We start from the raw sequence: 24,441 nt of genomic DNA, 5'->3' as shown, positions 1-24,441 counted from the left end.
CTATCGGGTCGTGCTATTCCAGCCATGAAGGCCGGCGTTTTTCGAGGAAGGACGCGACCCCTTCGCGTCCTTCGAGCGATGCGCGGATGCCGGCGATGCGATTCGCCGTGTCTTCCAGCAGCGCTTCCGTCACGCTCTGGCCGACGATCTCGCGCACGAGTTGTTTTGCTTCGCGCACCGCGTTCGGGCTGTTGTTGGCCAGCGCCTGCACGATGGCCGCGACCTGCGTGTCCAGTTCTTCCGCCGGCACGGTCTCGTGGACGAAGCCGATGCGCCGGGCTTCGTTCGCATCGAAGCGTTCGGCGGTAATGAAGTAGCGGCGCGCGGCCTGTTCTCCCATCGCCTTGATCACATACGGCGAGATCGTCGCGGGGATCAGACCCAGCTTCACTTCGGACAGGCAGAAGTTCGCCGTGTCGACGGCCACGACGACGTCGCACGCGGCCACGAGGCCCATGCCGCCGGCGTAGCAGTCGCCCTGCACCTTCGCCACGACGGGCTTCGGGCAAAGATAAATCGTGCGCAGCATGTCGGCGAGGCGCATGGCGTCGGCGCGGTTTTCGCTGTCCGAATAACCCGCCATCTTTTTCATCCAGTTCAGGTCCGCGCCGGCGCAGAACGCGGGGCCGTTCGCGGCCAGCACGATGGCGCGTACGAGTTCGTTGCGTCCCAGCTCGTCGAAGGCGAGGGCCAGTTCGGCGATGCTTTGTTCGTTGAACGCGTTGCGCACGTCCGGGCGGTTGAGCGTGACCTGGCCGATGCGGTCCGTGATCGTGACGGTGAGAGTCTGATAGTCCATATTCATTCTCCTCACATGCGGAACACGCCGAACTTCGTGTCCTCGATCGGCGCGTTCAGCGCGGCCGAGAGTCCCAGGCCCAGCACCATGCGCGTGTCGGCCGGATCGATGACGCCGTCGTCCCACAGGCGCGCGGTGGCGTAGTACGGGTGGCCCTGGTGTTCGTACTGGTCCTTGATCGGCTGTTTAAAGGCGGCTTCTTCGTCCGCGCTCCACTGGCCGCCGCGGGCTTCGATGCCGTCGCGCTTGACGGTCGCCAGCACCGATGCCGCCTGGTCGCCGCCCATGACGGAGATGCGCGCATTTGGCCACATCCACAGGAAGCGCGGGGAAAACGCGCGGCCGCACATGCCGTAGTTGCCGGCGCCGAAGCTGCCGCCGATGATCACGGTGAATTTCGGGACCGCTGCCGTCGCGACGGCGGTGACCATCTTGGCGCCGTTGCGGGCGATGCCCTCGTTCTCGTACTTGCGGCCGACCATGAAGCCGGTGATGTTCTGCAGGAAGACGAGCGGGATATTGCGTTGGCAGCACAGCTCGATGAAGTGCGTGCCCTTCAGTGCCGATTCCGAGAACAGGATGCCGTTGTTGGCGATGATCCCGACCTTCATGCCGTAGATGTGGGCGAAGCCGCAGACGAGCGTCGTGCCGTACCTGGCCTTGAATTCGTCGAAGACGCTGCCGTCGACGATGCGGGCGATGACTTCGCGCACGTCGAACGGCTTGCGGGTGTCGACCGGGATGACGCCGTACAGCTCTTCGGCTGCATATTTCGGTTCTTGCGATTCGCGCAACGCGCCCTGTTGCGGCTTGGTGCGGTTCAGGTTCGACACGATCGTGCGCGCCAGCGCCAGCGCGTGCGTGTCGTCCTGCGCCAGATGGTCCGCGACGCCGGACAATCGCGTGTGCACGTCGCCGCCGCCCAGGTCCTCGGCCGTGACGACTTCGCCCGTCGCCGCCTTCACGAGCGGCGGGCCGCCCAGGAAGATCGTGCCCTGTTCCTTGACGATGATGGATTCGTCGCTCATCGCCGGCACGTACGCGCCGCCCGCGGTGCACGATCCCATCACGACGGCGATCTGCGGAATGCCCTTCGCCGACAAATTCGCCTGGTTATAAAAGATGCGTCCAAAATGGTCGCGGTCGGGGAACACGTCGTCCTGGTTCGGCAGGTTGGCGCCGCCCGAGTCGACGAGGTAGATGCAAGGGAGGTTGTTCTGCTCGGCGATCTCCTGCGCGCGCAGGTGTTTTTTCACCGTGATCGGGTAATACGTGCCGCCCTTGACGGTGGCGTCGTTACAGACGATCACGCACTCCTGGCCCGCCACGCGGCCGATGCCCGTGATGATGCCGGCGGCCGGCGCCGCGTCGTCATACATCGCGTACGCGGCCATCTGGGAAAACTCGAGGAATGGGGTGCCCGGATCGAGCAGCATCTGCACGCGCTCGCGCGGCAGCAGTTTTCCGCGCGCGACGTGCTTGGCACACGCGGCCTCGCCACCGCCCTTGGCGACTTGCGCCACCTTGGCGCGCAAGTCGTCGACGAGGGTTTGCATGGCGGCGGCGTTGGCTTTGAAGTCTTCGCTGCGCGGGTTGAGTTTCGTGTCGATCTGGGGCATCGGATCCTGTCTCCTGCTGGTCGCGGCTTGTGGCGCGGTTTTATTCAGGGAAGCTGCCGTCCACATAGAACCATCGCATCTTGCCGCCCACGGCCGGGTCCGGCTCGCGCACGAAGCGGCTGACTTCATGCAACCGGTGGGCGCGGCCGTGGACGCGGAAGCGGGCGACGAATTCGACGGTGTCCTCGTTGGGATTGTCCGGCAGGTCTGCTTTACGTTGACGTAAACGTAAAGCAGATTTTATCTCAAGTCCGAGCCACTGAACCTTTTGATTTTGGTCGATGATCGGTTCCGTCGGCCGCGTGCTCGAATGCCACGTGGCGCGCAGGTAAGCCTCGTCCCGCATCACGAACGCCGTGTAGCGGGATCGCATCAGTACTTCGGCCGTCGGCGGCAGTTCCGCGCCGGCGATGAAGGGGCCGCAGCAGCGCATGATCGACGGGCCGCCGCAAGGACAGGGAAGAGGCTTCGCAGGAGTAGACATGGCGGCAATTATCCGCCATTTCCAGCGCCAGGGTGAGCGGGACTGCAATGCGGGATAACGGAAGATGCGTGACAATTAATGCATCTGTGCAGATCTTTTGCCGAAAATAAATGAACTGCCCATTAAATGGGCGGAGAAATTTTTTGTATCGTCGTGCTAGGGATGGCTGTTCTACAACTATTCCGTGTTCTTGCGCCGGAAACTGATGCAAGAATGGCACAAACCGGTTATTTATTATATAAAATGCAATATATCGATTACTGAAGGAGGTCGCCATGACCACGTGCCGCAAGATTGTCCTCGTCGCCGCGCTGTTGAGCGCGGCAGTCACGGCCGCAGCGGCCGAAGTCACGGTCGAGAAAGACCCGCCCGAGCACGCGCAGCCGCGCTTTTTCGAGCGCGTGCAGGCGGGAGATTTGGCCGACGCCATCGCACGACGCGGCCAGCCGGTGGATGTCAAGCCGGGCCAATACCACTTGCGCGTGCCGTGTGACAGCATGAAGCCGGGCAGCTTTGTCGATATCACGGTCACTGTTGACGAGCACAGCAGGACGCGAGTGCGGCTGGAGGAGTGTGGGGTGCAGGTGGATAGCCGCTAAAGTCGTACACGCCCTGCAGAGCTAGCAGGGATTTCCACAGTTGCAGCTGGGCCGCGAATAAGAGCTACGTCAAGATGTTGCCGAGGCAATGGATTTACATTTGCACGGCTCATCGTTACTGCGCGGCACGTATTTCCGATGAGTTCTAAACTTTTTGCAAGGCATCCTTGTCGACGATATGTCGATGCATTGAGTTGAACAGGAGTCGGATCAGATGGGTGAATCGACGCAAGTTGTGGGCAGATTGTTTGGAAAAATCGGTCAGGAAAAGCGGCTGCTGAAGCTCGACACTCCGCTCGGACCCGATACCTTGTTGCCGCGACGGGCTCATGGGTTCGACCGCATCAGCGAAGGATCTGACTACACTGTCGACCTGCTGTCGCTCGACGACGATATCGAACTCAAGCAGTTGATCGCCGGGGAAGTCACGCTTTGGATACTACAGACTGATGCCGGCTATCTACCGGTTCATGGATATGTACACACGGCCAAAAAGCTAGGCAGTGACGGGGAGCTGACGGCGTATCAGATCGGGTTTGCGAGCTGCCTCCACTTCCTCAAGTTTCGCAAAGACGCGCGCATCTGGCAGGATAAAAATGCCGAGCAAATCATCGCCGCCGTTCTGGACGGCCATCCTCAATGCCGAGGCCGATTTAGATTCGAACTGAACCGGCCGGTGCGGTCCCGTTCTTATTGCACACAATATGAAACCGACTGGCACTTCGTCATGCGCATGATGGAGAGCGAAGGCTGGTACGGATATATCCGGCAGGAGCCGGACGGCCGCGGCCACGAGTGGATCATCACGGATTCCGTGCGCAGTCTGATGCCGCTCCAGCCCGTCGAGATCGCGTTCCATCGCGCTGGCATCACCGACGAGATCAATAAGATTGTCCAATGGGGTGCTGCACGCAGACTGTTGAACAGCCAGCTTTCAACGAAGACGTTCGACTACAAAGCGCCGCGCAACATTAACGAGAACGGCATGCAGATTTTTCCAGACCACGGCCGTATTCCGTCGCAGCTGGAGGTCTACGAATATACCGGTGCCTACACAAACTCGGGTCTTACACATAGCACCGAACAGTCGCGCGTACGTGTGGAGGAGTGGGAGTCTCGCGCCAAACGGTTTTTCGGTACGTCGGGCGTGCGTTATTTGCCAGTGGGCAGTTGGTTCACGCTCATCAACCATCCGGACCATAATGAGGTCGTCGATGAAGCCCGCGAGTTCGTGGTTTTAAATGTTGAATGGTCCATCGAAAATAACCTGCCATTGTCAAAGACGCAGAAGGAGTTTTCGGGTAGCCTGAAAGGTCGGCTGCTCAAATTTTCAGCAGAAGCCGGGCTGGCCGGCCTCGATAGCGCGGACTCGACTGTAGAGAATAGCCGCACCGGACACTGTTTCAACCGTTTCGAGGTGCAGCGCCGCATCGTGGAATACCGCAGCCCGTTCACCCACGCCAAGCCGTCCATGCATGCGCAGACTGCGATCGTGGTGGGACCTGCTAGTGAGGAAATCTATACCGATCACTTGAACCGGGTGAAGGTGCGCTTTCACTGGGACCGGCTCAATTCCGGCAACGAAAAGGCGTCTTGCTGGGTACGTGTCAGCTATCCAAATGCGGGCGAAGGGTGGGGCGCAGTCCATGTTCCCCGCATTGGCCAGGAAGTGATTATCACCTTCCTTGACGGAGACCCGGACCGTCCGATCATTACGGGGCGCATTTACAACGGAGAGCAGGCACCGCATTGGCATAGCAACGGCCGCCTGTCCGGCTACAAGTCAAAAGAATACAAAGGCGCCGGATTTAATCAGCTTGTGATGGATGACACCTCCGAGCAAAACCGGGTACAACTGTTCAGTAGTCATACCAACGCACAGCTCAGTCTTGGTTATCTGATTGGCCAACACGGAAACAACCGTTCGGGCTTTTACGGTTCCGGTTTTGCGCTCAATTCGGATGCCTACGGCGCTATTACGACACAAAAGGGACTGTACATCGGTACCTACGGCCGCCCTGGGCCGAAAGGTACGCAGCTGGACGTCCGCGAGGCGCGCGACCAGCTCAAGGAGGCGCAGGAGCTCACTAAAAACCTGTCGGAAGTCGCCGAGAGGTCCAATGCCGCGGCGCTGCCAGGACAGGAAGCACTCCAGAAATTCATCGATGCTACCCAGGCGCAGTACAGCGGGACGGACCAAGACCAAGAGCAGGCCAACCGTTTTACCGATCCCATACTGCTGATCGCCTCGCCCGCCGGCATCGGGCTGAGTACACCCCAAAGCACCCATATCCACAGCAGCGATCAGGTGACGATGTCCTCCGGCGCCGATACCAACTTGGCCGTGGGCAAGAGTCTGATAGCGAGCATTAAGGAAAAAATCAGTTTGTTCGCCTACAGCGCCGGTATCAAGCTGTTTGCTGGGAAAGGAAAAGTCGAAGTTCAAGCCCAAAGTGGGGACATCGACATCATTGCGGAGAAGGTGTTGCGGCTTTTATCGACCACCGACCGGATCGAAATCTTCGCAAAAAAAGAGATCGTGATCGGCGCCGACGGCTCTGCGATCAAGATCAATGGCTCAGGGATTACCGACATGACGAGCGGCAAGCGTATCAGTCACACTTCCGATTTTTCCGTGCCGGGCCCGAAGACCATGGCTTACCCACTTCCAACGCTTCCTAAAGAAATTTGTCTGGAATGCCTGAAAAAACGTGCGAAGCAGCGCAGCGCCTTCGTCAATAAAGGAGCGCAGCAATGAAGATCGCTCCATTGGAAGTGGCTACTTTTGAGTCGAATTTGGCGACCGCTTTTGATAACCCGGACCTTATTTGTTACGCGGTCATCGACAAGGCCCAGGACAGTAGGTTGCTGGAAAAATTCGAAAAACACGATATCGCTGTGCGTAGTAAATGCTTGCTGCCGGCAGCGTTGGATTCCGACATAGAAGATTATGCGCCGCATTTGCTGGAGCTTTCGCCACTTGCGGCCGACGCCGGCATTTGGCCGACCATCCTCCGCGGCGGGACCCAGCATCCAGCCACTTTTACGTTGCTGGCCAGCCGGCTATCCTTCGATGCCCTGTGGGACCATCTGTCCGCGTTTACCGAGATCCTTCTGCCCGACGATACGGACATGGTCTTCGCATTTTGGGATCCTGCCGTTCTTGGGACTTTGACTGGGCAAGCAAGTGATCTCACCTTGCACGTCCCGGCGCCCGTACTAAGCGAGCGCCAGCGCTCGCGTCTGCTGAAGGGAATCTCCGCGTGGTGGTATTGGGACCGCGACGGCAATCCACAACAAATCCTGCCGAGGGATAACGCCGAGGCTGCAGCGGCAGATTTGGTCAGCTTGCCACTCAAGCTTACGCAGGTGCAGGTAGACATGTTGGTGGAAGCCGGCGTTCCTGATCAGCTGTTGTCAATGGTGATGGAAAACCAGCCGCAACTGCTTTGGGATATTCCGGCGTCGCAGCACTACAAGACGATCGAAAACCATCTCCTTGATGCGCGGAAACTGAAATTGTTCGGCATGCGCGATATTTTAAACTATATCTGCGCGGCGTTAATTTATGGCGATGAACTCCAGAAGGATTCCAACATTGTCGCATTGTTGGATCAGGTCAAGGTAGGTGCGATCAGTTTTGATATTGCGATGGAACAGTTTCCGCAAACAGAATAGACAAATCTGGCGTAATACCGTCTGAACGATTCCGAATCGATCACTACACGCATGGGCGCGCAGAGTTCAAGTTGGTCTAGATAGCGTAAAGGCACATTTATGAGCGACCAGAAGGAAAAAACTATTGCCGGCAATATTGAATGGCGCCTGTCTCGTAGGCGAGCCGCTTTTGGGCTGCTTGGGTTTGGACTTTTAATGCCACTAGCGGCATGCGGTCAAGGAGGGAAAACGGGGAGTTACATCGTACTAGACGTCGAGATGTTTTCTTATGTTGACCGGGCCATTTACGACATCATGTTCAATGGAGCAGACCTCGGAGTCATGAATAGATATGGCGGCACTGGGACAATCACGGGAGTACGCATCCCTTATGGGGTGCAGACGCTCACTTGGGTTTTAGACGGGCCGAAAGGCACTCCCCGAAATGGCGAGAAGATGAAAATTAAAAATACGTTAGTGATTACACCAGAACAAATTCTTCCGGGAACACAGTACTTAGGGCTACATCTCTACCCGGATGACACTGCCGATGTTACATTTTCGGAATCTATGCCAGAGAAGTCCACCCGTGGCCGGGAAGTAATGGCCGCTAGAAAATAACTGGTCAGACGACAATCGATCGCTGCTGAATCACGAACTAGGTAAGACAGCGTAAAGAGATATTTATGAGTGACCAGGAAAAAAAAACTATCACGAACAAAATTGAATCAACGGGATCTCGTAGGCGAGGTGCGCTTCGGTTGCTGAGTTTAGGGATCTTGATGCCGCTTGAGGCATGTGGGGAAGGAGCGAAAAAGATGCCAAATTATATTATATTGGATGTAGAGATGTTTTCAAACATCGACCGACCTATCAGCGAAATCATGTTCAATGGTACGGACCTTGGAGTTATGAATAAATACGGCGGCACTGGATTAATCACGGGTGTAAGGATCCCTTTTGGGAGCCAGACGTTAACCTGGATTCTAGGTGGGCCAGAAGGCGCGCCACGGAATGGCGAACACATGAAAATAAAAAATAAATTGATAATTTCACCCGCGCAGATTCCAACGGGAACTAAATATTTAGGATTGCATCTCTATCCGGACGACACCGCCGAGGTTACATTCTCAGAATCTATGCCCGAGCGAAGCGTCCGTGGCAAAAAAATAAAGGCATCAAGGAAATAAAATGGTAAAAGGTGACAGATTGGCCGCTGCCCGGAGTTCAAATCGTGACGCGCCTGAGGCGAAGCCAAGCGCTAAACAGAGTTGTTCGGACGTAGTTAATATTAGCGTCTTCTTTGATGGCACAGGAAATAATAAGGATGCTGACGAGCCGTTGCTCAGTTGGAGTAATCCTGCGCGTCTATGGCGAGCGGCACAATATCTTGTCGACGATGATAATTTTTCGAATTATGCAATTTACGTTTCAGGGGTGGGCACTCCTTTTAACGGCACAGCGACAGACTGGATGGATCAGAAATTGATGGTGCTTCAGGACAGTGAGGTGATGGGCCTCGGCGGCGGGGCTGGAGGAACTCGCAGAATCGATTATGGTGAAGTAGCAATTAATGATCGCCTGCGCGCAGTACTTTTGAGAAGCGCTAAAAATTTGAAGCTTTCATTACCAGCTTATATCGAGAAGGGCAAGCCCGCCAACATTAAGGGGCTAGCCAAGGCTCTGGAGGCACATGGTCTCATCACTATTATTAACCTTTCAATATTCGGTTTCTCACGCGGGGCTGCGTTGGCTCGCGCTTTCAGTAACGAAATGTTGAGGCAAAGCACACGTGGCCCAGACGGGGGTCTTCGTTATAACGGTGTGCCCATTCGGCTTAATTTTATGGGATTGTTCGATACGGTTGCGTCTTTCGGTGTGGCGACAAAAAATTTTGATATGCCATTTGATGAGAAGGATTTAGTAGTTTCGTCTGCGGTGGAGCGCTGCGTACACTATACCGCCGCGCATGAATTGCGCTTTTCGTTTCCAGTCGATCTTATTCGCAAAGACGGTAAGCTCAAGCCAAATTGGATCGAAGCGGTTTACCCCGGCGCGCATTCAGACGTTGGGGGAGGGTATGAACCTGTCTGTCAAGGGATTTCGAATAATTATGCCCGCATTCCCATGCGGGATATGATGCGCGAAGCCGTGAAAAGCGGGGTGAGAATTGTTGATTATGACGATATCGAAAAAATTGATAAAGTAGTTTTCAAGTCACGTTTTGAGATCAAGCCAGAGACTCTCGCAGCTTATAAGAAATATATCGGTGCGATAGAATCACACGAAACCGTCGAGCAAGCAGTCACCGCTCATATGAAGGCCCTATATGCTGCCTGGGGTACGATGACTCGGCGCAAAATAAAAACGCCCGACCTTATTGAGGCGGAGGGCAGAAGTGGCGCTGGTAAGATTTTCGGTCATCCGGGCATTGCCAGGGAAGCCGAAGTTTTTCTGTCGACGGAACGGTTCGACGAAACAGTTCGAAGTAAAGAACTACTGGATATTCCTCCGCGCGCGATGAACGTAGAAAGCAGAACGTTGAATGGTTTCCTTGTCCTTCCTGCGAAATGGCGGCTAGACGCTTGGCAAGCGACGGCGTCGGACTCAGTGCTTCATTTTATACAGCACCACGTACACGATTCCAAGGCTGGGTTTCTGCATGACCTCGAACCGTTCAGTTATTTCACGGCGCGCGGTACGGCTGAATCGTCTCGGAACGTATTAGCGCGCGGGCTGGACTGGATGGATGACGTCGCCATCGTTATCAAACGCGGCGTCATCAAGGTTTACCACCGTGCAGAGGGTGTCGTCGTCGAGACCTGGGAGGACGGCAAGCTGATCGCAACGCACACTTATCGGGTCGGTGAAAAGTTTGTAGTCGACACCGTTCACGCCGGTATTAAGTACACGGTCGAGGTTTATCAGAGCGGCAAAGAGGTGCTGATTTCAACGGTCAAGAGGGGCGAACAAATGGTCGTTACGTCGATTGACATGGCCAAGAAGCGGGCGAGGGCTACTGCCGACGCAACCCAGAAAAAGGCTGGCGAAGTCGCCAGCCAGATATACGACGGCGCGTCGGAAGTTGCGAGAGGTGTTGGCCAAGCCGTGGATACCGGCATGCAGACGGTGGAAGGCGGCTGGCATTCCGTGCGCTCGGCGATCGGCATCTAAAATGGCACTCGCAATCGTCCGGCTCGGAGATAAGACGACGCATGGCGGTACTGTAATCACTGCGTCACCGGTCCATACGCTGCGTGGCATTGGTATCGCACGCATGGGCGATAAGGTCACATGCCCGTTACCGGGACACGGCACCAACGAGATCGTCGAAGGCTGCCCAATATTAAGCGTCGGTGGGCGCAGTGTGGCGTTGCATGGGCACAAAACCGCATGCGGCTGTTCGCTCATCGCCAGTGTTATGGATGCTACCCACGGATAGCGCATTCGTATCGGCTAACCCAGCGTCAACCCATCCACCCCAAACGGCAACGCCTTCCCCCGCATCAGATCCGCCAGCAGGCTCGCCGTCCCACACGCAAACGTGAACCCAAGCGGCCCATGCCCCACGTTCAGCCAAAGATTGGAATACGGCGTCGCTCCGATGATCGGCGCGCTGTTCGGCGTCGCCGGCCGCAGGCCCGCCCACGGCGTGATCTGCGTGTAGTCCGCAGCACGCGGCATCGTCTCACGAACCTGGCGCGTCAGGCTGTCCAGGCGCTTCGGATTCAGGCTCAGGTCTTCGCCGACCATGTCGACCATCGCCGCCACCCGTAGTTTGTCGCCGATGCGCGCATATAACACCTTGCGTTCGAAGTCGGTGACGCTGATCTCGGGCGCGACGTCGTCCTGGCGGATCGGCGCCGTCAGGCTGTAGCCTTTCAACGGATAGATCGGCAGGGCGATGCCGGCCGTTTCTCCCAGCGCGCGGCTCTGCATGCCGGCGGCCAGCACGTAGGCGTCGGCGCCGAGTATGCCGGCCGACGTTTGCACGCCCGTCACCCTGCCGCCGGATGTGATGAAGCGCTGCGCCTCGCCGTGGATAAAACCGTCGAAGCGCGGATGCGCGGCGAGGCGTTCGGCCAGCGCCACGCAGAAGGCGTAGCAGTCGGCCACGGCTTCGCCGCCGTTGTAGATGCCGCCCGCGAGTTTATTCTCCATCGCGGCCAGCGCCGGTTCGCGCGCGACGCATTGAGCTGCGTTCCACACCTCGCCCGCATCCGACTTCGCGGTGGCCGCATCGAAGGCAGCGCGTGTGCGGTAGACGATGAGCTTGCCCGCATCGCGCCATGCGAATGCCTCCAGCGGCACGACGGGTTCCAGCGCGGCCATCGCGCGGCGCGACAGTTCGCCCAGTTCCAGCAATTTATTCGTCGTCTTGCGATTCAGGTCGGCCCGGCAGTTGGCGAGGAAGGCGGCCAGCCAGCGCCACTGGTGGACGTCGAATTGCGGCTTGACGCGCAACGGGCCATGTTCCTGGAACAACCATTTCAACGCTTTCAATGGCACGCCCGCGTCCGCCAGGGGCGACACGTAGCGATAGCTCAACTGCCCGCCATTGCTGTAGCTCGTCCCGGTGCCGACGCCCGGTGCACGTTCCACCAGCGTGACCCGGTAGCCGGCCTCGAGCAACCACCAGGCCGATGTCAGCCCGACCACGCCGCCGCCGATGACGATTACTTGTTGCATCCGTGCACGCTATTGAACATTGACATGCAAAGAAGCTTAGGGGCTGGCCCCGAGCTCGGCTAATGAATGTAGAGCGTGCGGGCATAACCGGGGTTCATGTTATGGCGCCCCGGTACAGCGCCGTCAGGATGCGTTCCTGGAACCGCGCCAGCGATGAATACCGACCCTTGTTCGCGGGCGCGAACGGATCCGTCGACGTCCCGCCCACCAGCACGATCATGCCGTTTCGACGTGCCGGATCGAACACGAACACGGACATCAGCCCATACGCATCGCCCAGGTGTCCGACGGCCGGGAAGCCGCCGCCGTCGACGACGCGCGTGCCCGGCGCGTCCGGGAATTGCTCGTTGCCGAGGCCCCAGCAATGGAACAGGCCATCCGCCGTGTCGCCGTTGCGGCCGTCATAGGTCCACTGGCGGCTGAACATCAGGTCCAGGGTCGCTGGTTTCAACAGGCGCGGGCCGCCGCCCATCAGCATGCGCATCACGGTCCCGAGGTCGCGCGCGCCGATGCGCAGGCCGCCCGTCGGGCTGAACGGTGTGGCGTTGGTGCCGATCACGTAACGGTCGATGGCGGGCGGCGGTTTGATGCTGTAGTCGTCGGCCTGGGCGATCCACGGGCCGTTCGGGTCCCAGACTTCCGTGTCGACGGTGCGCTTGCGGTACAGCGTGGCCAGGTTGTCCAGTGCCGCGGGCGGCAGTTCCGCCGGAAGGTAGCCGGCCTGCAGGCCGAGCGGATCGATCAGCAGGCGCCGCATCAGGCGGTCGAAGCGTTCGCCCGTGATTCTCTCCATCACGGTGCCGATGATGCCCCAGCCGAGGTTGCAGTACGTAAAAAATGCGCCCGGGCCGGCGTTCGTCGCGAACATCCGGCCGTCGCCGGGAACGAGCACGTCCTTCAGCGCGACCTCTGCTCCCCAGGAATAGCCGGCCTCGTCGCGCAGCGAAGACGTGTGCGTGAGCAGGTGGCGCAGCGTGATGGCCCGGTCGGGGAAATGCGGATTGCGCAAAGTAAAACCGAGATAGCCGGAGACGTCGGCGTCGAGGTTGACCTTGCCGTCTTCATATAACCGCAGCAGGCCGAGCGTCGTCATCATCTTGGAAATGGACGCGATCCGGAACAGCGTATCGGGCCCGACCGGTTTATCCGGCAAGCCGTCGTGACCGATGAAGCGCCGGCCGGACTGGTAGCTGTAGCTGACCTCGCCCGCGCGAATCGCCAGCACGGACAGGCTCGCCAGCTCGCAGGCCGGGTCCGCGGCGATCGCGGCGAGTTCCGCGTCCAGTGCGGCGGCCTGCCGGCGCGGCGGTGCGGCCAGCAGCGGCCCGGTGGCGCCCAGCAACGCCACGCCCAGCAGATTGCGTCTGCTTCGATTCATCGTCGTCTCCATGTCACGGCAATGCGGTCGAGAATACGGACTCGGCCCGCGCCCGGCAAATGCATCGATGTCAATCCCGCATAACTTTTCGGAATGACAACGGCCGATCCTTTCATGACAGACCCGGCGTCATCGGTATTACACTGGTCATGTCCACACATCCGGCCGCACCCCACACAGCGATGCTGAACACCGAAACCCCCGCTCCACAACACGCGTCCCTCGATCAATATCCCACCGCCGAGCTAGTGAACGTGCTCGTCGACGACCAGTTCAAGGCCGTCGAGGCCGTCCGCGCCGCCGCGCCGCGCATCGCCGCGGCCGTCACCGCCGCGCTGCCGCGGATGAAGCAGGGCGGACGGCTCGTGTACGTGGGCGCCGGGACGTCGGGCCGGCTGGGTGTGCTGGACAGCGTCGAGCTGTATCCGACGTTTTCCTGGCCGCACGAGCGCGCCGTGGCGCTGCTGGCGGGCGGGACGGCGGCGATGTTCGTCGCCGTCGAGGGCGCCGAGGACGACGTGGCGCAAGGCGCGGCCGACGTCGAGGGCGTGAACGTGGGCCCGGACGACGTCGTGCTGGCCATCGCCGCCTCGGGCGCGACGCCGTACGTGCTGGGCGCCCTGCGCGCCGCGCGCGCGGCCGGGGCGCTGACGATCGGCTTCGCCAACAATCCGGGCGCGCCCGTCGCGGGCGAGGCCGAGATCGGCATCACGCTGGACACCGGCCCGGAAGCCATCTCCGGCAGTACGCGATTAAAGGCGGGCACGTCGCAAAAAATCGCGTTGAACACCTTTTCGAGCGCACTGATGGTGCGTTTGAACAAGGTTTATGGCAACCTGATGGTAGACTTGAAGGCGACCAACGCCAAGCTGGTCCGCCGCGCCATCCGCCTGACGTCGTTTGCGACCGGCGCCGGCGAGGACGCGGCCGAGGCGGTGCTGGCGCAGTGCGACTTCCACGTCAAGGTCGCGATCGTGGCCTTGTCCAAGAACATCCCTGTCGAGCAGGCGCGCGCCCTGCTGGAGAGCGCGCGCGGCAGCGTGCGCGCCGCCCTGGCCGGCTGACGCGGCGCGGGCCCTCCGGCAGCGCCGCCCGGCCCGACGACGAAAGAGTATGCAGACTACGCAATCCAAGAACCCGTGGCTGTGGGTGCCCTCGTTGTATTTCGGCCAGGCCATTCCCTACATCGTCGCCAACAGCCTGTCCGTCATCATGTACAAGGACATGGGGCTGTCCAACACCGACATCGCCTTTTATACGAGCCTGCTGTACCTGCCGTGGGTGATCAAGCCGCTGTGGTCGCCGGTGGTGGACCTGTTCGGCACCAAGCGCGGCTGGACGGTCTCGCTGCAGCTGGTGCTGGCCGCCGCGCTCGGCGCCGTCGGCGCGACATTGCACTTGCCGTCGTTCTTCATGATCAGCCTGGGCGTCATGTGGATCATGGCGTTCGCCTCCGCCACGCACGACATTTCCGCCGACGGCTTTTATATGCTGGGCCTGCGCCAGCAACAGCAGGCCGCGTTCGTCGGCGTGCGCTCGACCTTTTACCGGCTGGCGACCCTGGCCGCGCAGGGGCCGCTCGTGATCCTGGCCGGCCACCTCGCCAGGTCGCTGGACGACGTGCACCAGGCGTGGGCCATCGTGTTCTTCGTGCTGTGCGGGCTGTTCTTCGCCTTCTGCGCGTGGCACCAGGCCGTGCTGCCGCGGCCGGACGCCGACCACAAGGCCGCGGAGGGGACCAATCCGCTGGCCAGCTTCTTCGCCACCTTCGCCAGCTTCTTCCGCAAGCGCGACATCTGGCTGATCCTCGGTTTCATTTTGACGTTCCGCCTGGGCGAGGCGCAGTTGCTGAAACTCGTCGCGCCGTTCTTGAAAGACCCCGTCAGCGCGGGCGGCCTGGGCCTCACGACCGAGCAGTACGGCACGGCCTACGGCACCATCGGCATCGTCGCCCTGACCATCGGCGGCCTGTTCGGCGGCTGGCTGATCTCGCGCCTCGGATTGAAGCGCTGCCTGTGGCTGATGGTCGTCGCCGTGCACTTGCCCGACCTCGTGTTCGTGTACCTGTCGTCGGTGCAACCGCAGAATCTCGGCGTCATTGCCGGCTTCCTCGCGATCGAGCAGTTCGGCTACGGCTTCGGCTTCACGGCCATGATGATGTACATGATCATGGTGTCGGACGGCCCGTACAAGACGGCGCATTACGCGATCTGCACGGGCCTGATGGCGCTCGGCATGATGGTGCCGGGCATGTGGAGCGGCAAGCTGCAGGAGATGATCGGCTATCAACACTTCTTCGTCTGGACGTGCCTCGCGACCATCCCCGCGTTCGCGATGGCGGCGCTGGTCAGAATCGATCCGGAATTCGGGAAAAAATGAGCGACGCGCAGAAATTGGGCCCCCGCCTGCGCGGGGGCGACGGTTAGCGCTAACGAATAAACAGAGACCACATGCCCGCTACCTCCAGCCGTCTTGTTTCGCTCGACGCCTTCCGCGGCTTCACGATCGCCGCGATGGTGCTGGTGAATAATCCGGGCGACTGGCACCATCTGTACGGGCCGCTGGAACACGCGACGTGGAACGGCTGGACCTTCACCGACTGCATCTTTCCGTTCTTCCTGTTCATCGGCGGCGTGGCGATGGCCTTGTCGCTGGGCCGCCTGGCGGCGGCCGGCGCCGACAAGCCGCGCCTGCTCGCCAAGCTGGCGAAGCGCGCGCTGCTGATCTTCCTGATCGGCTTCCTGCTGAACTTCATGCCGTATTTTCATATCGACAAAGTGCGCATTCCCGGTGTGCTGCAGCGGATCGCGCTGTGCACCCTGCTGGCCGCGCCCATCGTCGTGTATTGCGGCTGGCGGCTGCAGCTGGCCGTCATCGCCGGCCTGCTGGCGCTGTACAGCGTGCTGATGCTGTATGTGCCCGTGCCGGGCATCGGCGCCGGCGTCCTGGCCCCCGGGCAGGATTTCGGCGCGTGGGTCGACCGCACGCTGTTGGGCAAACATCTGTGGGTGCAATCGAAGACGTGGGACCCGGAAGGCCTCGTCTCGACCTTGCCCGCGCTGTGCAGCCAGCTGTTTGGCGTGCTGGCCGGGCGCTGGCTCGCATCCGGCGTGGAGCGCGGCCGGCAGGTCGCGGGACTGGTCGGCGCGGGCGTCGCGTGCGTCGCGATTGGGATGTTTCTCGATATCATCCTCATGCCGATCAATAAAAGCCTGTGGACGCCGTCGTACTGCCTGTTGATGACGGGCCTGGCCTGTCTCGCGTTTGCCGCGTTCTACTGGCCGCTCGACGTCAGCCCGTCCGCGCGCGTACGTACGTTTGCGGCGCGCTGGACACGTCCGTTCGTCATCTACGGCATGAACGCACTGTTCATCTTTGCGTTTTCCGGATTTATCGCGAAAATGCTGGGCTATGTAAAATTCGCGCAGCCGGACGGCAGCCTGCGCACGCTGGGCCAGGCGCTGTATGCACCGATCGCAGCAATGCCCATCGGTGCCGTCAATACGTCGCTGCTGCATGCCGTGCTGTTCGATGCGTGCATGTTCCTGGTCGCGTGGGGCATGTGGCGCAAACGGTGGTTCGTAAAAGTCTAGGAGTTGGTTTGCAACCTGATCAGAAACGACGCGCATTCGCGTTCGCGGGAGTCGCCGGTGCGCTGGCGGTGGGTGGCCTCATGTCGGGCTGCAGTACGACGCCGCCGGTGACGGCCGGCGTGCCCGCCGGCGACCAGCCGCCGCCGGCCCCGCGCGAATTCCGCGCCGCGTGGGTCTCGACCGTCGCCAACATCGACTGGCCCAGCAAGCCGAACCTCTCCGCGGAAAAACAGCAGGCCGAAGCCATCGCGATCCTCGACCGCGCCAAGGCGCTGAACCTGAACGCCATCGTGCTGCAGGTGCGCCCGGCCGCGGACGCCATCTACCCGTCGAAGCTGGAACCGTGGTCGGAATACCTGACGGGCCTGCAGGGCCAGCCGCCGCAGCCGTGGTACGACCCGCTGAAATTCTGGATCACGCAGGCGCACGCGCGCGGGATCGAGCTGCACGCCTGGTTCAATCCCTACCGCGCGCGCCACAACGGCGCCCGTTCTCCGGCCGCCGCGAACCACATCACGCGCACCAATCCGGCGGCCGTCAAAACCTACGGCAAATACCTGTGGATGGACCCGGGCGAGGACGCCGCCGTCAAGCAGACGCTGGACGTCGTGCTGGACGTCGTGCGCCGCTACGACATCGACGGCGTGCACATCGACGATTATTTTTATCCTTACCCGATCGAAGCGCCGGTGATGACCGGCGCGGAAGGCGCGGCGCTGGAAGGCCGGACCGCGAAGGCCGAGCTGGACTTTCCGGACGAACCGTCGTGGCAACGCTATGTGTCCGGCGGCGGCAAGCTCGATCGCGCGTCGTGGCGGCGCCAGAACGTCAACCGCCTGATCGAGGCGCTGTACGAGGGCATCCACCGCGAAAAGAGCTGGGTGCGCTTCGGCATCAGCCCGTTCGGCCTGGGCCGCCCGGACCGCCGCCCGCCCGGCATCGTCGGCTTTTCGCAGTACGACAAGCTGTACGCGGACGCCGAGACGTGGCTGCAAAACGGCTGGCTCGATTATTTTTCGCCGCAGCTGTACTGGGCCATCCACCAGCCGGGCCAGGCCTATGACGTCCTGCTCGATTACTGGATCGGCCAGAACACGAAGGGCCGCCACGTCTGGCCGGGCCTGTTCACGAGCCGCATCGGCGCGCCCACCAAACAGTATCCGCCGCAGGAAATCGTCGACCAGATCGACCTCACGCGCACGCGGTCGCGCGCGGGCGGGCATGTTCACTTCAGCATGGCGCCGCTGATGGAAAACCGCAAGGGCATCAGCGACCAGCTGCGCACCGCCGCCTATGCCGCGCCCGCACTCGTGCCCGCCACGCCGTGGCTCGGCAACGAATGGCCCGGCGCGCCGTCCGTCGCCGCCGTGCGCAAGGGCCCGTCCGTCTACCTGAAGCTGGCGGCGGGCAAGGCGAACGCGATGTACGCGATCTGGTCGCGCTTCGGCAACCAGTGGCGCTTCGCCGTGGCGCCGGCGTCGCGCGTGGACTGGGCCGTGCCGGACGATGCGAAGCTGGGCGTGGCGGACGCCATCGTCGTCAGCGCCGTCGACCGCCTGGGCAACGAAAGCGCGCGCGTCGAAGCCTGGCGTAAAGCATAACCTCGGCTCATGCATTACATTTCAGCATTCATTCGCGTCCGGCCGGCCTGACGGCGTACACTGGCGGATGATCATGATCGATTCGCAACCCGAACCTACACTGCCGAGTCCGGCATCCGGCCTCGGACTCGGCATCGACGCCGGCGGCACCGAGACGCGCTGGGCTCTCGCCGCGCCCGGCGGCGCCATCGTCGCCGAAGGCCGCGTCGCCGGCCTGTCCGCCCTGCAGATGGGCACGCCGCAAGGACGCGACGCCGTCCGCGCCACCTTCGCGCAACTGGCGATGGATGCCCTCGTGCATGGCGTACCGAACCGCGTCGAGGCTGGCCTGACGGGCTTCGGCGGCGACAGCGAACTGCTGCAGCGCTGGCTCGCCGAAGAACTGCATCTCGACCCGCAAGCCATCCACTTCTGCAGCGACATGGAGATCGCCTACCGCGCCAGCTTCGCGCCGGGTGAAGGCTATCTCGTGTACGCGGGCACCGGCTCGATGGGCGCGTTCGTCGATGCCGACGGCCAGTTCCATCGCGCGGGCGGACGCGGCGTCGTGCTGGACGATGGCGGCGGCGGCTTCTGGATCGCCAAGGAGGCGTTGCGCCACATCTGGCGCCTGGAAGACGAGCGGCCCGGCCGCTGGGCTCAATCGCCGCTGGCGCAGGCCGTGTTCGACTACGTCGGCGGCGCCGACTGGGCCTGTTCGCGCCAGTTCATCTACGGCCAGGAACGGGGCGCCGTCGGCAAGCTGGCGCTCGCGGTGGCCGCGTGCGCCGGGCGCGATCCGGTTGCCGCCGATATCGTGCGCGCGGCCGGCCGCGAACTCGCGCGGCTGGCGCTGGCGCTGACGGGGCGCTTCGGGCCGCGTCCCGTGGCCGTGTCCGGACGGGCGGCCGAGCTGCACCCGCTCATCGTCGACACGATGCGGGCAAGCCTGCCCGGCATCGCCCTGACGCAAGCGCCCGGCCACGCCCATCACGCGGCGGCGCGCATGGCGCTCGCATCCGACCCACTCAACCCAATGACACCGTCATGAAGATCCTCGTCGCAACCCTCCTTCTCGCGCTGCTGGCCGGCTGCGCCACGCCGCCCCCGACCGGACCGCAATACGACCACACGTACACGGCGCGGGGCCAGAGCAGCCGCGTGCGCTTCCTCGTGCTGCACTACACCGTCAGCAACCGCGCGGATTCGATCAAGATCCTGACCCAGCAGGAAGTCAGCGCGCACTACCTCGTCACGGACGACCCCGTCCCGGTCATCTACAACCTCGTCGACGAGAAGAACGCGGCCTGGCATGCCGGCAATTCGAGCTGGAAGAATTTCACGCAATTGAACAACAGCTCGATCGGCATCGAGATCGTCAACCCGGGCTGGAAAGACACCCCCAACGGCCGCGTCTACGCGCCGTTCCCGCAGGCGCAGATCGACGCGCTGATCCCGCTCGTGCGCGACATCGTCACGCGCCACCACATCGCGCCCGAAAACGTGCTGGGCCACTCCGACATCGCCCCGCTGCGCAAGCAGGACCCGGGCCCGATGTTCCCGTGGCGCCAGCTGGCCGCCGCCGGCCTCGTCGCGTGGCCGGATGCGAATCGCGTCGCCATGCTCGTGCCGATCTTCCAGGTCCAGCTGCCGGACATCGCGTGGTACCAGAAGAAGCTGGCGACGTGGGGCTATGGCCTCGTCCAGTCCGGCAACCTGGACGAGCAGACGCGCACCGTGCTGTCCGCGTTCCAGATGAAATACCGTCCGGCGAACATCGACGGCGTGCCGGACGTCGAGACGGCCGCCCTGCTCGAAGCGCTGACGAACCCGACCGGCCCGCTGCCGCAGCCGCTGCCGGCGCCCGTGACGACGTCGCCCGTCATCATTCCCGGCGTGACGCCGATGCCGATCCCGCCGGTGCCGGCGCAGCCGCCCGTGCCGCCGACTGAGCCCCTGCCGCCGACCGAGCCCGTACCGCCCGCGTCGCCCGTGCTGCCGCAGGCCCCGGTTCCGCCGGTCCCGCCCGCTTCGGATGTCGTTCCCGCAACACCGGCGCTGCCTGTCCAGCAGTGATGCTACGCCGCTGCGCCGGTTTTCCGATATCCTTGATGGCACCGCGCCCATGAGGCGCGGAAATTATTTACACGCCGGGGATTGAAGATGCGTCTGCGCCATATCGAAGTATTCCACGCCATCATGCAGGTCGGCACCATCAGCGGCGCCGCCCAGGTCCTGCACATCTCGCAGCCGGCCGTGACGAAAGTCCTGCAGCACGCCGAGCTCCAGCTCGGCATGCCGTTGTTCGAGCGCGTGCGCGGCAAGCTGTATCCGAAGCCGGAAGCGCACCGCCTGTTCGCGGAGACGGAAAAACTGAACCGCGACCTGCAGGGCATCCGCCGCCTCGCCGCCAGCCTCAAGAATCGCGCCGAAGAAACCGTGCGGCTGGTCTCCACGCCCACCATCGCCGTCTCCGTCCTGCCCGCCGCCCTGACCGTATGGCGGCGCGACTTCGTCCAGACCCGCTGCGAGCTCGCCACCTTCCACACGAGCGAGATCGTGAACGCGCTGCGCCTCGGCGAGGCCGATCTCGCCTTGTCGCTGCAGGACCCGCGCCATCCCGGCATCGAAGCGGAGGCGATCGCCCAGGGCGCGCTGACCGTGATGGCGCCGGCCGGCACGTGGTCCGAGCACGAGTGCCGCCAACCGATCACGCCGGCCGGCCTCAGCGGAGAGTTGATCGGCCTGGCCGACCGCGATCCGCTCGGCGAAATGGTCGTGGCCGCGTGCGAAGCGCAGGACGTGCATCCGGTCTTCCACACCGTCGTGCAGACGTACCAGATCGCCAGGTCGCTGGTCGAGGCGGGTGCCGGCACGGCCGTGCTCGATCCATTCACGGCCGCGTCCGCCGCGCCTGGCAAGGTGCAGTGCCGCCCGTGGGCGCCGGCGATCCCCGTCCAGCTGTACCTGCTGACGGCCAGCCACGCGCCGCTGTCGCACGGGGCGCGCGAACTGGCCAATTGCATCGGCGCCACTGCGCGCAGTCTTTTAGACAAGGGATGTTCATGAATACCATCGCCAGCGAGGACATCGCCGGCCACCCCGAGTTCCGTCACCTCTCCACGATCGCCGGCATCGCCGTCGACCTGCGCTACGCGACTCCGCACAACTTCGTCGGCCGCGACCTGTATTCCCCGTACGACTGCGCCTGGCTGCACCGCGACGCGGCCGGCGCGCTGGAGCGCGTCGTCGCCTGGCTGCACGAACGACGTCCCGGCTGCACGCCGCTCGTGCTGGACGCCTTGCGTCCGCAGCGCGTGCAGCAGCAGCTGTGGGACGCGCTGTCCGGCACCGGTCTGCAGATGTACCTCGCGAATCCCGAGCGCGGTTCGATCCACTCGTTCGGGATGGCGGTGGACATCACGATCCTGGACGAACAGGGCCGCGAACTCGACATGGGCACCGGCTTCGACGACATGACGGCGTTGTCGCATCCCGCGCTGGAAGACCGTTTCGTCGCGAGCGGCGAACTCACGGCCGTCCAGGTCGCCAACCGCCAACTGCTGCGCGGCGCCATGTTCCAGGCCGGCTTCGTCGGCATCAACACCGAGTGGTGGCACTTCGATTGCGGCGACCGCAACGTCGTGCGCGCGACTTTCCGCCGCGTGCTCTGAACCCGTCGCACGGTGCTGTCGCGCCACGCTGACGGCCCCCGTGCACGCTTGAGCAAGCTCATTCTCCTGTATTCGCCTGCCGGGACAATCGGTCCACTGACCCACGCCCAAGCGAAGGAGATAAGAAATGAAGAGCTCGTTGTTGTCCTGTTTTGCGCTGTGTACGATGGCTGTGCTGGCCGGCTGCAGCACCGATAGCGGCAGCCGGTTTGCGTCGCGCGACACCACGGTCGAGTACTACCGCGTATTCGACATCAAGACCGACGCCGCGGCCCAGGCCGTGGCCCGCGCCGCCACCGACGGCATCGGCCGCAACGTGAAGGACGTCTCCATCGCGACGCCGGCCGTCGAAGTGACCGACCTGCCCGGCCACTTCAGGATGGCCGATCCCGCGAGCGCCGCGCCGGGCACCGCCGTCGACAAGAGCCCCAGCTGCGAAGGCGCCGCCTGGACCGCCAAGGCCGCCCCGCACGTGCGCGGCGGCGACAACATGAACATGGTCGCCTGCCTGTTCCCGTACAAGAACGGCTACCACCTCGACATGTACGCCGTCTTCACGAAGCCGGACGGCGGCTGGCTGTCCTGGCCGCGCCGGGTGGGCGGCATGATGTTCGGCACGCCGGAAAAATTCACGGAAAACACGATGCTGGACATCGTGCGCGCGATCCGCACGAATACCAGGGCGCAGGTGTCGCTCGTGGAAGCAAAGCCGAACCTGCCGGGTACGCCGTGGATGGAAGGGGGCGATGTACCGCTTGCCGCGGCGCAGACGGGAACGGTGGGCGGGGGAGCCGGCGAGCCCAGCAAACCGTGAGTTACGGCGTGCCGTCCAGGCGCGCCACCCAATCGACGAGCGCGTCGAGCACGGCCCGCCCACGCCCGTTGCCGACCCGGTCACTGTTGACGTAGGCGACGAGCACGCATTGCCTGCCGTCCGCATCCTGCACATAGCCGGCCAGCGCCACGACGTTGGACAGCGTGCCCGTCTTCAGGCGGGCGTGGCTGGCGGCCGGGCTGTCATGCAGGCGCCGGCGCATCGTGCCGTCCACGCCCGCGATGGGAATGCTGGCCAGGAATTCCGGCGCCCAGTTGCTGCGCAGGCCGGCCTGCAGGAGGCCTGCCATCTGGATGGGTGTGATGCGCTCGGTGCGCGACAGGCCTGCGCCGTTTTCCAGCACAAGACCGGTGTCGTCGATGCCGTGCGCACGCATCCAGGTGCGCACAGTCGCCTCGCTGCGCACGAGCGTCGGCACCGTCGCGGCGGTGTCCGGTTGCGGACGGCTGCCCAGCACGGGGTCAGGCTCGAGCGCGCCCAGGCTCAGGAAAAGCAGGCGCGCCAGGGTGTTGTCGGAGGGCTTGTTGGTGTCGCGGACGATCTCCGGCAGCGCGCGCGAGACGTGCTCGGCCAGCAGGCGCGCATCGGGCGGCGTGGCGCCTTCGACGGCGGTGCCGGCGAGGGTGCCGCCCAGCGTCTTCCAGATGCGGCGCACGAGGCGTGCCACGTATTCCTGGCGGTCGATCACGTTGATCGACTCGCTGGCCACGCAATTTTTCGGAAAGGTCCCGTGCAGCACGACCTTGATGCCGCCGCCCGCGCGCGGCACGGCTTCCGGCGTCTGCCAGCCGTTTTCCCAAGCCTGGCAGGCGCCGTCGACGAGCTTCAAGTCCGCTTCGACGGTCACGCCGTCGAGTTCGGGCTGCATCGCCACGCGCACGCGCGTTGCTGCCCGGCCATCGGTGCGCGGCGTCGAGCGCAGGTCCAGTTGCAGCATGTTGCGGTTGACGAAGAGGGCGTCCGGCGCGACGTTGTAATACGCTTCCGGCGATTCGTCGAACGGCGGCACGCCGAGGTCGAGGCGGGCCGGATTGAACAGCTGGCGGTCGACGACGAGGTTGCCGGCGATGGTGCGGATGCCCTGGTAGCGCAGGCTGCGCAGCATGGTCGTCAACGCGTCGGTGGTGAGGTCGGCATCGGCGCCGCCGCGCAGCACGAGGTCGCCTTTCAGCACGTCGCCCTTGAGCTCGCCCGTCGTGCGCATCTCCGTGCGGCCGCGGAACGCGGGGCCCAGCTGCTCGAGGCTGATCAGCGTCGTGACGAGTTTGATGGTCGACGCCGGCTGCGTGGGACGGTCGGCCAGGTGGGCCAGCACCGTCTTGTCGCCGCGCAGGACGAGCACGCTCACGGCATCTTCGGGAATCGCGGCCGTGCGCAGCGCGTCCATGACGGGCAGCGGCAACGGCGTCGTCATCGACGACGGCGGCGATGGTGACGGCGGCGGTTGCAACTGGGCCGCGGCCGGATTGCCGATGGCCAGCAGCGCGGCGGAAAGGAGAGAAAGCGCGTGACGACGAAGCATGCCTGTCCTTGA

General features: G+C 62.8%; 21 protein-coding genes and 1 pseudogene. 16 read left to right on the top strand and 6 right to left on the bottom strand.

Annotation, left to right across the window (positions count from 1 at the left end):
• Positions 1-13: 13 nt before the first annotated feature.
• From ACEN9Q_RS25120 to ACEN9Q_RS25110, 3 genes are read right to left on the bottom strand one after another with little or no spacing between them, the layout of a single operon-like run.
• Positions 14-799 (bottom strand): enoyl-CoA hydratase/isomerase family protein, encoded by a 786-nt coding sequence (locus tag ACEN9Q_RS25120; RefSeq protein ID WP_495626417.1) that lies wholly within the window; start codon positions 797-799, stop codon positions 14-16.
• A gap of 11 nt (positions 800-810) precedes the next feature.
• A complete protein-coding gene (locus ACEN9Q_RS25115) occupies positions 811-2,418 on the bottom strand; it encodes a carboxyl transferase domain-containing protein (protein WP_495626416.1) in 1,608 nt (535 codons plus the stop codon).
• A 40-nt stretch (positions 2,419-2,458) separates the two neighbouring features.
• Positions 2,459-2,902, bottom strand: a complete 444-nt coding sequence (locus tag ACEN9Q_RS25110; RefSeq protein WP_056437039.1) for a YchJ family protein — start codon at positions 2,900-2,902, stop codon at positions 2,459-2,461.
• A 275-nt stretch (positions 2,903-3,177) separates the two neighbouring features.
• Here ACEN9Q_RS25110 and ACEN9Q_RS25105 point away from each other — a divergent pair, with 275 nt between their 5' ends.
• From ACEN9Q_RS25105 to ACEN9Q_RS25075, 7 genes are all read left to right on the top strand, one after another.
• Positions 3,178-3,501, top strand: a complete 324-nt coding sequence (locus tag ACEN9Q_RS25105; RefSeq protein WP_495626415.1) for a hypothetical protein — start codon at positions 3,178-3,180, stop codon at positions 3,499-3,501.
• Between the two features lie 214 nt (positions 3,502-3,715).
• Positions 3,716-6,259, top strand: coding sequence for a type VI secretion system Vgr family protein (locus ACEN9Q_RS25100; RefSeq protein WP_495626414.1), 2,544 nt, complete (start codon positions 3,716-3,718; stop codon positions 6,257-6,259).
• A complete protein-coding gene (locus tag ACEN9Q_RS25095) occupies positions 6,256-7,179 on the top strand; it encodes a DUF4123 domain-containing protein (protein WP_495626413.1) in 924 nt (307 codons plus the stop codon). Before ACEN9Q_RS25100 ends, ACEN9Q_RS25095 begins: the two co-directional genes overlap by 4 nt.
• Before the next feature lie 99 nt (positions 7,180-7,278).
• Entirely contained in the window at positions 7,279-7,779 is a 501-nt protein-coding gene (locus tag ACEN9Q_RS25090; RefSeq protein ID WP_495626412.1) for a hypothetical protein, read from the top strand.
• Between the two features lie 65 nt (positions 7,780-7,844).
• Complete coding sequence (locus ACEN9Q_RS25085) at positions 7,845-8,348, top strand: hypothetical protein (RefSeq protein ID WP_495626411.1); 504 nt, start codon at positions 7,845-7,847, stop codon at positions 8,346-8,348.
• A 1-nt stretch (position 8,349) separates the two neighbouring features.
• Positions 8,350-10,332, top strand: coding sequence for a T6SS phospholipase effector Tle1-like catalytic domain-containing protein (locus ACEN9Q_RS25080; protein WP_495626410.1), 1,983 nt, complete (start codon positions 8,350-8,352; stop codon positions 10,330-10,332).
• Position 10,333: 1 nt separating this feature from the next.
• A complete protein-coding gene (locus ACEN9Q_RS25075) occupies positions 10,334-10,600 on the top strand; it encodes a PAAR domain-containing protein (RefSeq protein ID WP_082547742.1) in 267 nt (88 codons plus the stop codon).
• Positions 10,601-10,614: 14 nt separating this feature from the next.
• Here ACEN9Q_RS25075 and ACEN9Q_RS25070 read toward each other — a convergent pair whose 3' ends face one another.
• Positions 10,615-11,847 carry a D-amino acid dehydrogenase gene (locus ACEN9Q_RS25070; protein ID WP_495626409.1) on the bottom strand — a complete coding sequence of 411 codons (1,233 nt, stop codon included), beginning with the start codon at positions 11,845-11,847 and terminating at the stop codon, positions 10,615-10,617.
• 94 nt (positions 11,848-11,941) lie between these two features.
• Complete coding sequence (locus ACEN9Q_RS25065) at positions 11,942-13,225, bottom strand: serine hydrolase domain-containing protein (RefSeq protein ID WP_495626408.1); 1,284 nt, start codon at positions 13,223-13,225, stop codon at positions 11,942-11,944.
• Positions 13,226-13,407: 182 nt separating this feature from the next.
• On the opposite strand from ACEN9Q_RS25065, the gene murQ reads away from it, so the two are divergent.
• From murQ to ACEN9Q_RS25020, 9 genes and pseudogenes are all read left to right on the top strand, one after another.
• Positions 13,408-14,289, top strand: a complete 882-nt coding sequence (gene murQ / locus ACEN9Q_RS25060) for an N-acetylmuramic acid 6-phosphate etherase (protein ID WP_056437019.1) — start codon at positions 13,408-13,410, stop codon at positions 14,287-14,289.
• 49 nt (positions 14,290-14,338) lie between these two features.
• Positions 14,339-15,604 (top strand): MFS transporter, encoded by a 1,266-nt coding sequence (locus ACEN9Q_RS25055; RefSeq protein ID WP_495626407.1) that lies wholly within the window; start codon positions 14,339-14,341, stop codon positions 15,602-15,604.
• A gap of 71 nt (positions 15,605-15,675) precedes the next feature.
• A complete protein-coding gene (locus ACEN9Q_RS25050) occupies positions 15,676-16,818 on the top strand; it encodes an acyltransferase family protein (RefSeq protein WP_495626406.1) in 1,143 nt (380 codons plus the stop codon).
• A gap of 8 nt (positions 16,819-16,826) precedes the next feature.
• Positions 16,827-18,419: a glycoside hydrolase family 10-like protein gene (locus ACEN9Q_RS25045; RefSeq protein ID WP_495626405.1), complete on the top strand. Its 1,593-nt coding sequence runs from the start codon at positions 16,827-16,829 to the stop codon at positions 18,417-18,419.
• 73 nt (positions 18,420-18,492) lie between these two features.
• Positions 18,493-19,449: an N-acetylglucosamine kinase gene (locus ACEN9Q_RS25040; RefSeq protein WP_495626404.1), complete on the top strand. Its 957-nt coding sequence runs from the start codon at positions 18,493-18,495 to the stop codon at positions 19,447-19,449.
• Positions 19,446-20,222 (top strand): annotated as a pseudogene (locus ACEN9Q_RS25035) (N-acetylmuramoyl-L-alanine amidase); the annotation flags it as partial. The gene ACEN9Q_RS25040 and the pseudogene ACEN9Q_RS25035, both read left to right, overlap by 4 nt.
• Before the next feature lie 339 nt (positions 20,223-20,561).
• On the top strand, positions 20,562-21,467 hold the full coding sequence (locus ACEN9Q_RS25030; protein WP_495626403.1) for a LysR family transcriptional regulator: 906 nt from the start codon (positions 20,562-20,564) through the stop codon (positions 21,465-21,467).
• Entirely contained in the window at positions 21,464-22,072 is a 609-nt protein-coding gene (locus tag ACEN9Q_RS25025) for a M15 family metallopeptidase (RefSeq protein ID WP_495626402.1), read from the top strand. Before ACEN9Q_RS25030 ends, ACEN9Q_RS25025 begins: the two co-directional genes overlap by 4 nt.
• A 127-nt stretch (positions 22,073-22,199) precedes the next feature.
• Positions 22,200-22,886 carry a hypothetical protein gene (locus ACEN9Q_RS25020; RefSeq protein ID WP_495626401.1) on the top strand — a complete coding sequence of 229 codons (687 nt, stop codon included), beginning with the start codon at positions 22,200-22,202 and terminating at the stop codon, positions 22,884-22,886.
• Between the two features lies 1 nt (position 22,887).
• Here the strand turns inward: ACEN9Q_RS25020 and dacB are convergent, their stop codons facing one another.
• Positions 22,888-24,429 (bottom strand): D-alanyl-D-alanine carboxypeptidase/D-alanyl-D-alanine endopeptidase, encoded by a 1,542-nt coding sequence (gene dacB, locus ACEN9Q_RS25015; protein ID WP_495626400.1) that lies wholly within the window; start codon positions 24,427-24,429, stop codon positions 22,888-22,890.
• Between the last annotated feature and the right edge of the window lie 12 nt (positions 24,430-24,441).

This window comes from Massilia sp. Masssp93 (genome assembly GCF_059491295.1).
This window is presented reverse-complemented; position numbering and strand designations above follow the sequence as displayed.

Bases quoted from the DNA above. Each gene is read 5' to 3' on its own strand.
- ACEN9Q_RS25120 (WP_495626417.1), bottom strand. From the start codon at position 799: ATGGACTATCAGACTCTCACCGTCACGATCACGGACCGCATCGGCCAG.
- ACEN9Q_RS25115 (WP_495626416.1), bottom strand. From the start codon at position 2,418: ATGCCCCAGATCGACACGAAACTCAACCCGCGCAGCGAAGACTTCAAA.
- ACEN9Q_RS25110 (WP_056437039.1), bottom strand. From the start codon at position 2,902: ATGTCTACTCCTGCGAAGCCTCTTCCCTGTCCTTGCGGCGGCCCGTCG.
- ACEN9Q_RS25105 (WP_495626415.1), top strand. From the start codon at position 3,178: ATGACCACGTGCCGCAAGATTGTCCTCGTCGCCGCGCTGTTGAGCGCG.
- ACEN9Q_RS25100 (WP_495626414.1), top strand. From the start codon at position 3,716: ATGGGTGAATCGACGCAAGTTGTGGGCAGATTGTTTGGAAAAATCGGT.
- ACEN9Q_RS25095 (WP_495626413.1), top strand. From the start codon at position 6,256: ATGAAGATCGCTCCATTGGAAGTGGCTACTTTTGAGTCGAATTTGGCG.
- ACEN9Q_RS25090 (WP_495626412.1), top strand. From the start codon at position 7,279: ATGAGCGACCAGAAGGAAAAAACTATTGCCGGCAATATTGAATGGCGC.
- ACEN9Q_RS25085 (WP_495626411.1), top strand. From the start codon at position 7,845: ATGAGTGACCAGGAAAAAAAAACTATCACGAACAAAATTGAATCAACG.
- ACEN9Q_RS25080 (WP_495626410.1), top strand. From the start codon at position 8,350: ATGGTAAAAGGTGACAGATTGGCCGCTGCCCGGAGTTCAAATCGTGAC.
- ACEN9Q_RS25075 (WP_082547742.1), top strand. From the start codon at position 10,334: ATGGCACTCGCAATCGTCCGGCTCGGAGATAAGACGACGCATGGCGGT.
- ACEN9Q_RS25070 (WP_495626409.1), bottom strand. From the start codon at position 11,847: ATGCAACAAGTAATCGTCATCGGCGGCGGCGTGGTCGGGCTGACATCG.
- ACEN9Q_RS25065 (WP_495626408.1), bottom strand. From the start codon at position 13,225: ATGAATCGAAGCAGACGCAATCTGCTGGGCGTGGCGTTGCTGGGCGCC.
- murQ (WP_056437019.1), top strand. From the start codon at position 13,408: ATGCTGAACACCGAAACCCCCGCTCCACAACACGCGTCCCTCGATCAA.
- ACEN9Q_RS25055 (WP_495626407.1), top strand. From the start codon at position 14,339: ATGCAGACTACGCAATCCAAGAACCCGTGGCTGTGGGTGCCCTCGTTG.
- ACEN9Q_RS25050 (WP_495626406.1), top strand. From the start codon at position 15,676: ATGCCCGCTACCTCCAGCCGTCTTGTTTCGCTCGACGCCTTCCGCGGC.
- ACEN9Q_RS25040 (WP_495626404.1), top strand. From the start codon at position 18,493: ATGATCGATTCGCAACCCGAACCTACACTGCCGAGTCCGGCATCCGGC.
- ACEN9Q_RS25030 (WP_495626403.1), top strand. From the start codon at position 20,562: ATGCGTCTGCGCCATATCGAAGTATTCCACGCCATCATGCAGGTCGGC.
- ACEN9Q_RS25025 (WP_495626402.1), top strand. From the start codon at position 21,464: ATGAATACCATCGCCAGCGAGGACATCGCCGGCCACCCCGAGTTCCGT.
- ACEN9Q_RS25020 (WP_495626401.1), top strand. From the start codon at position 22,200: ATGAAGAGCTCGTTGTTGTCCTGTTTTGCGCTGTGTACGATGGCTGTG.
- dacB (WP_495626400.1), bottom strand. From the start codon at position 24,429: ATGCTTCGTCGTCACGCGCTTTCTCTCCTTTCCGCCGCGCTGCTGGCC.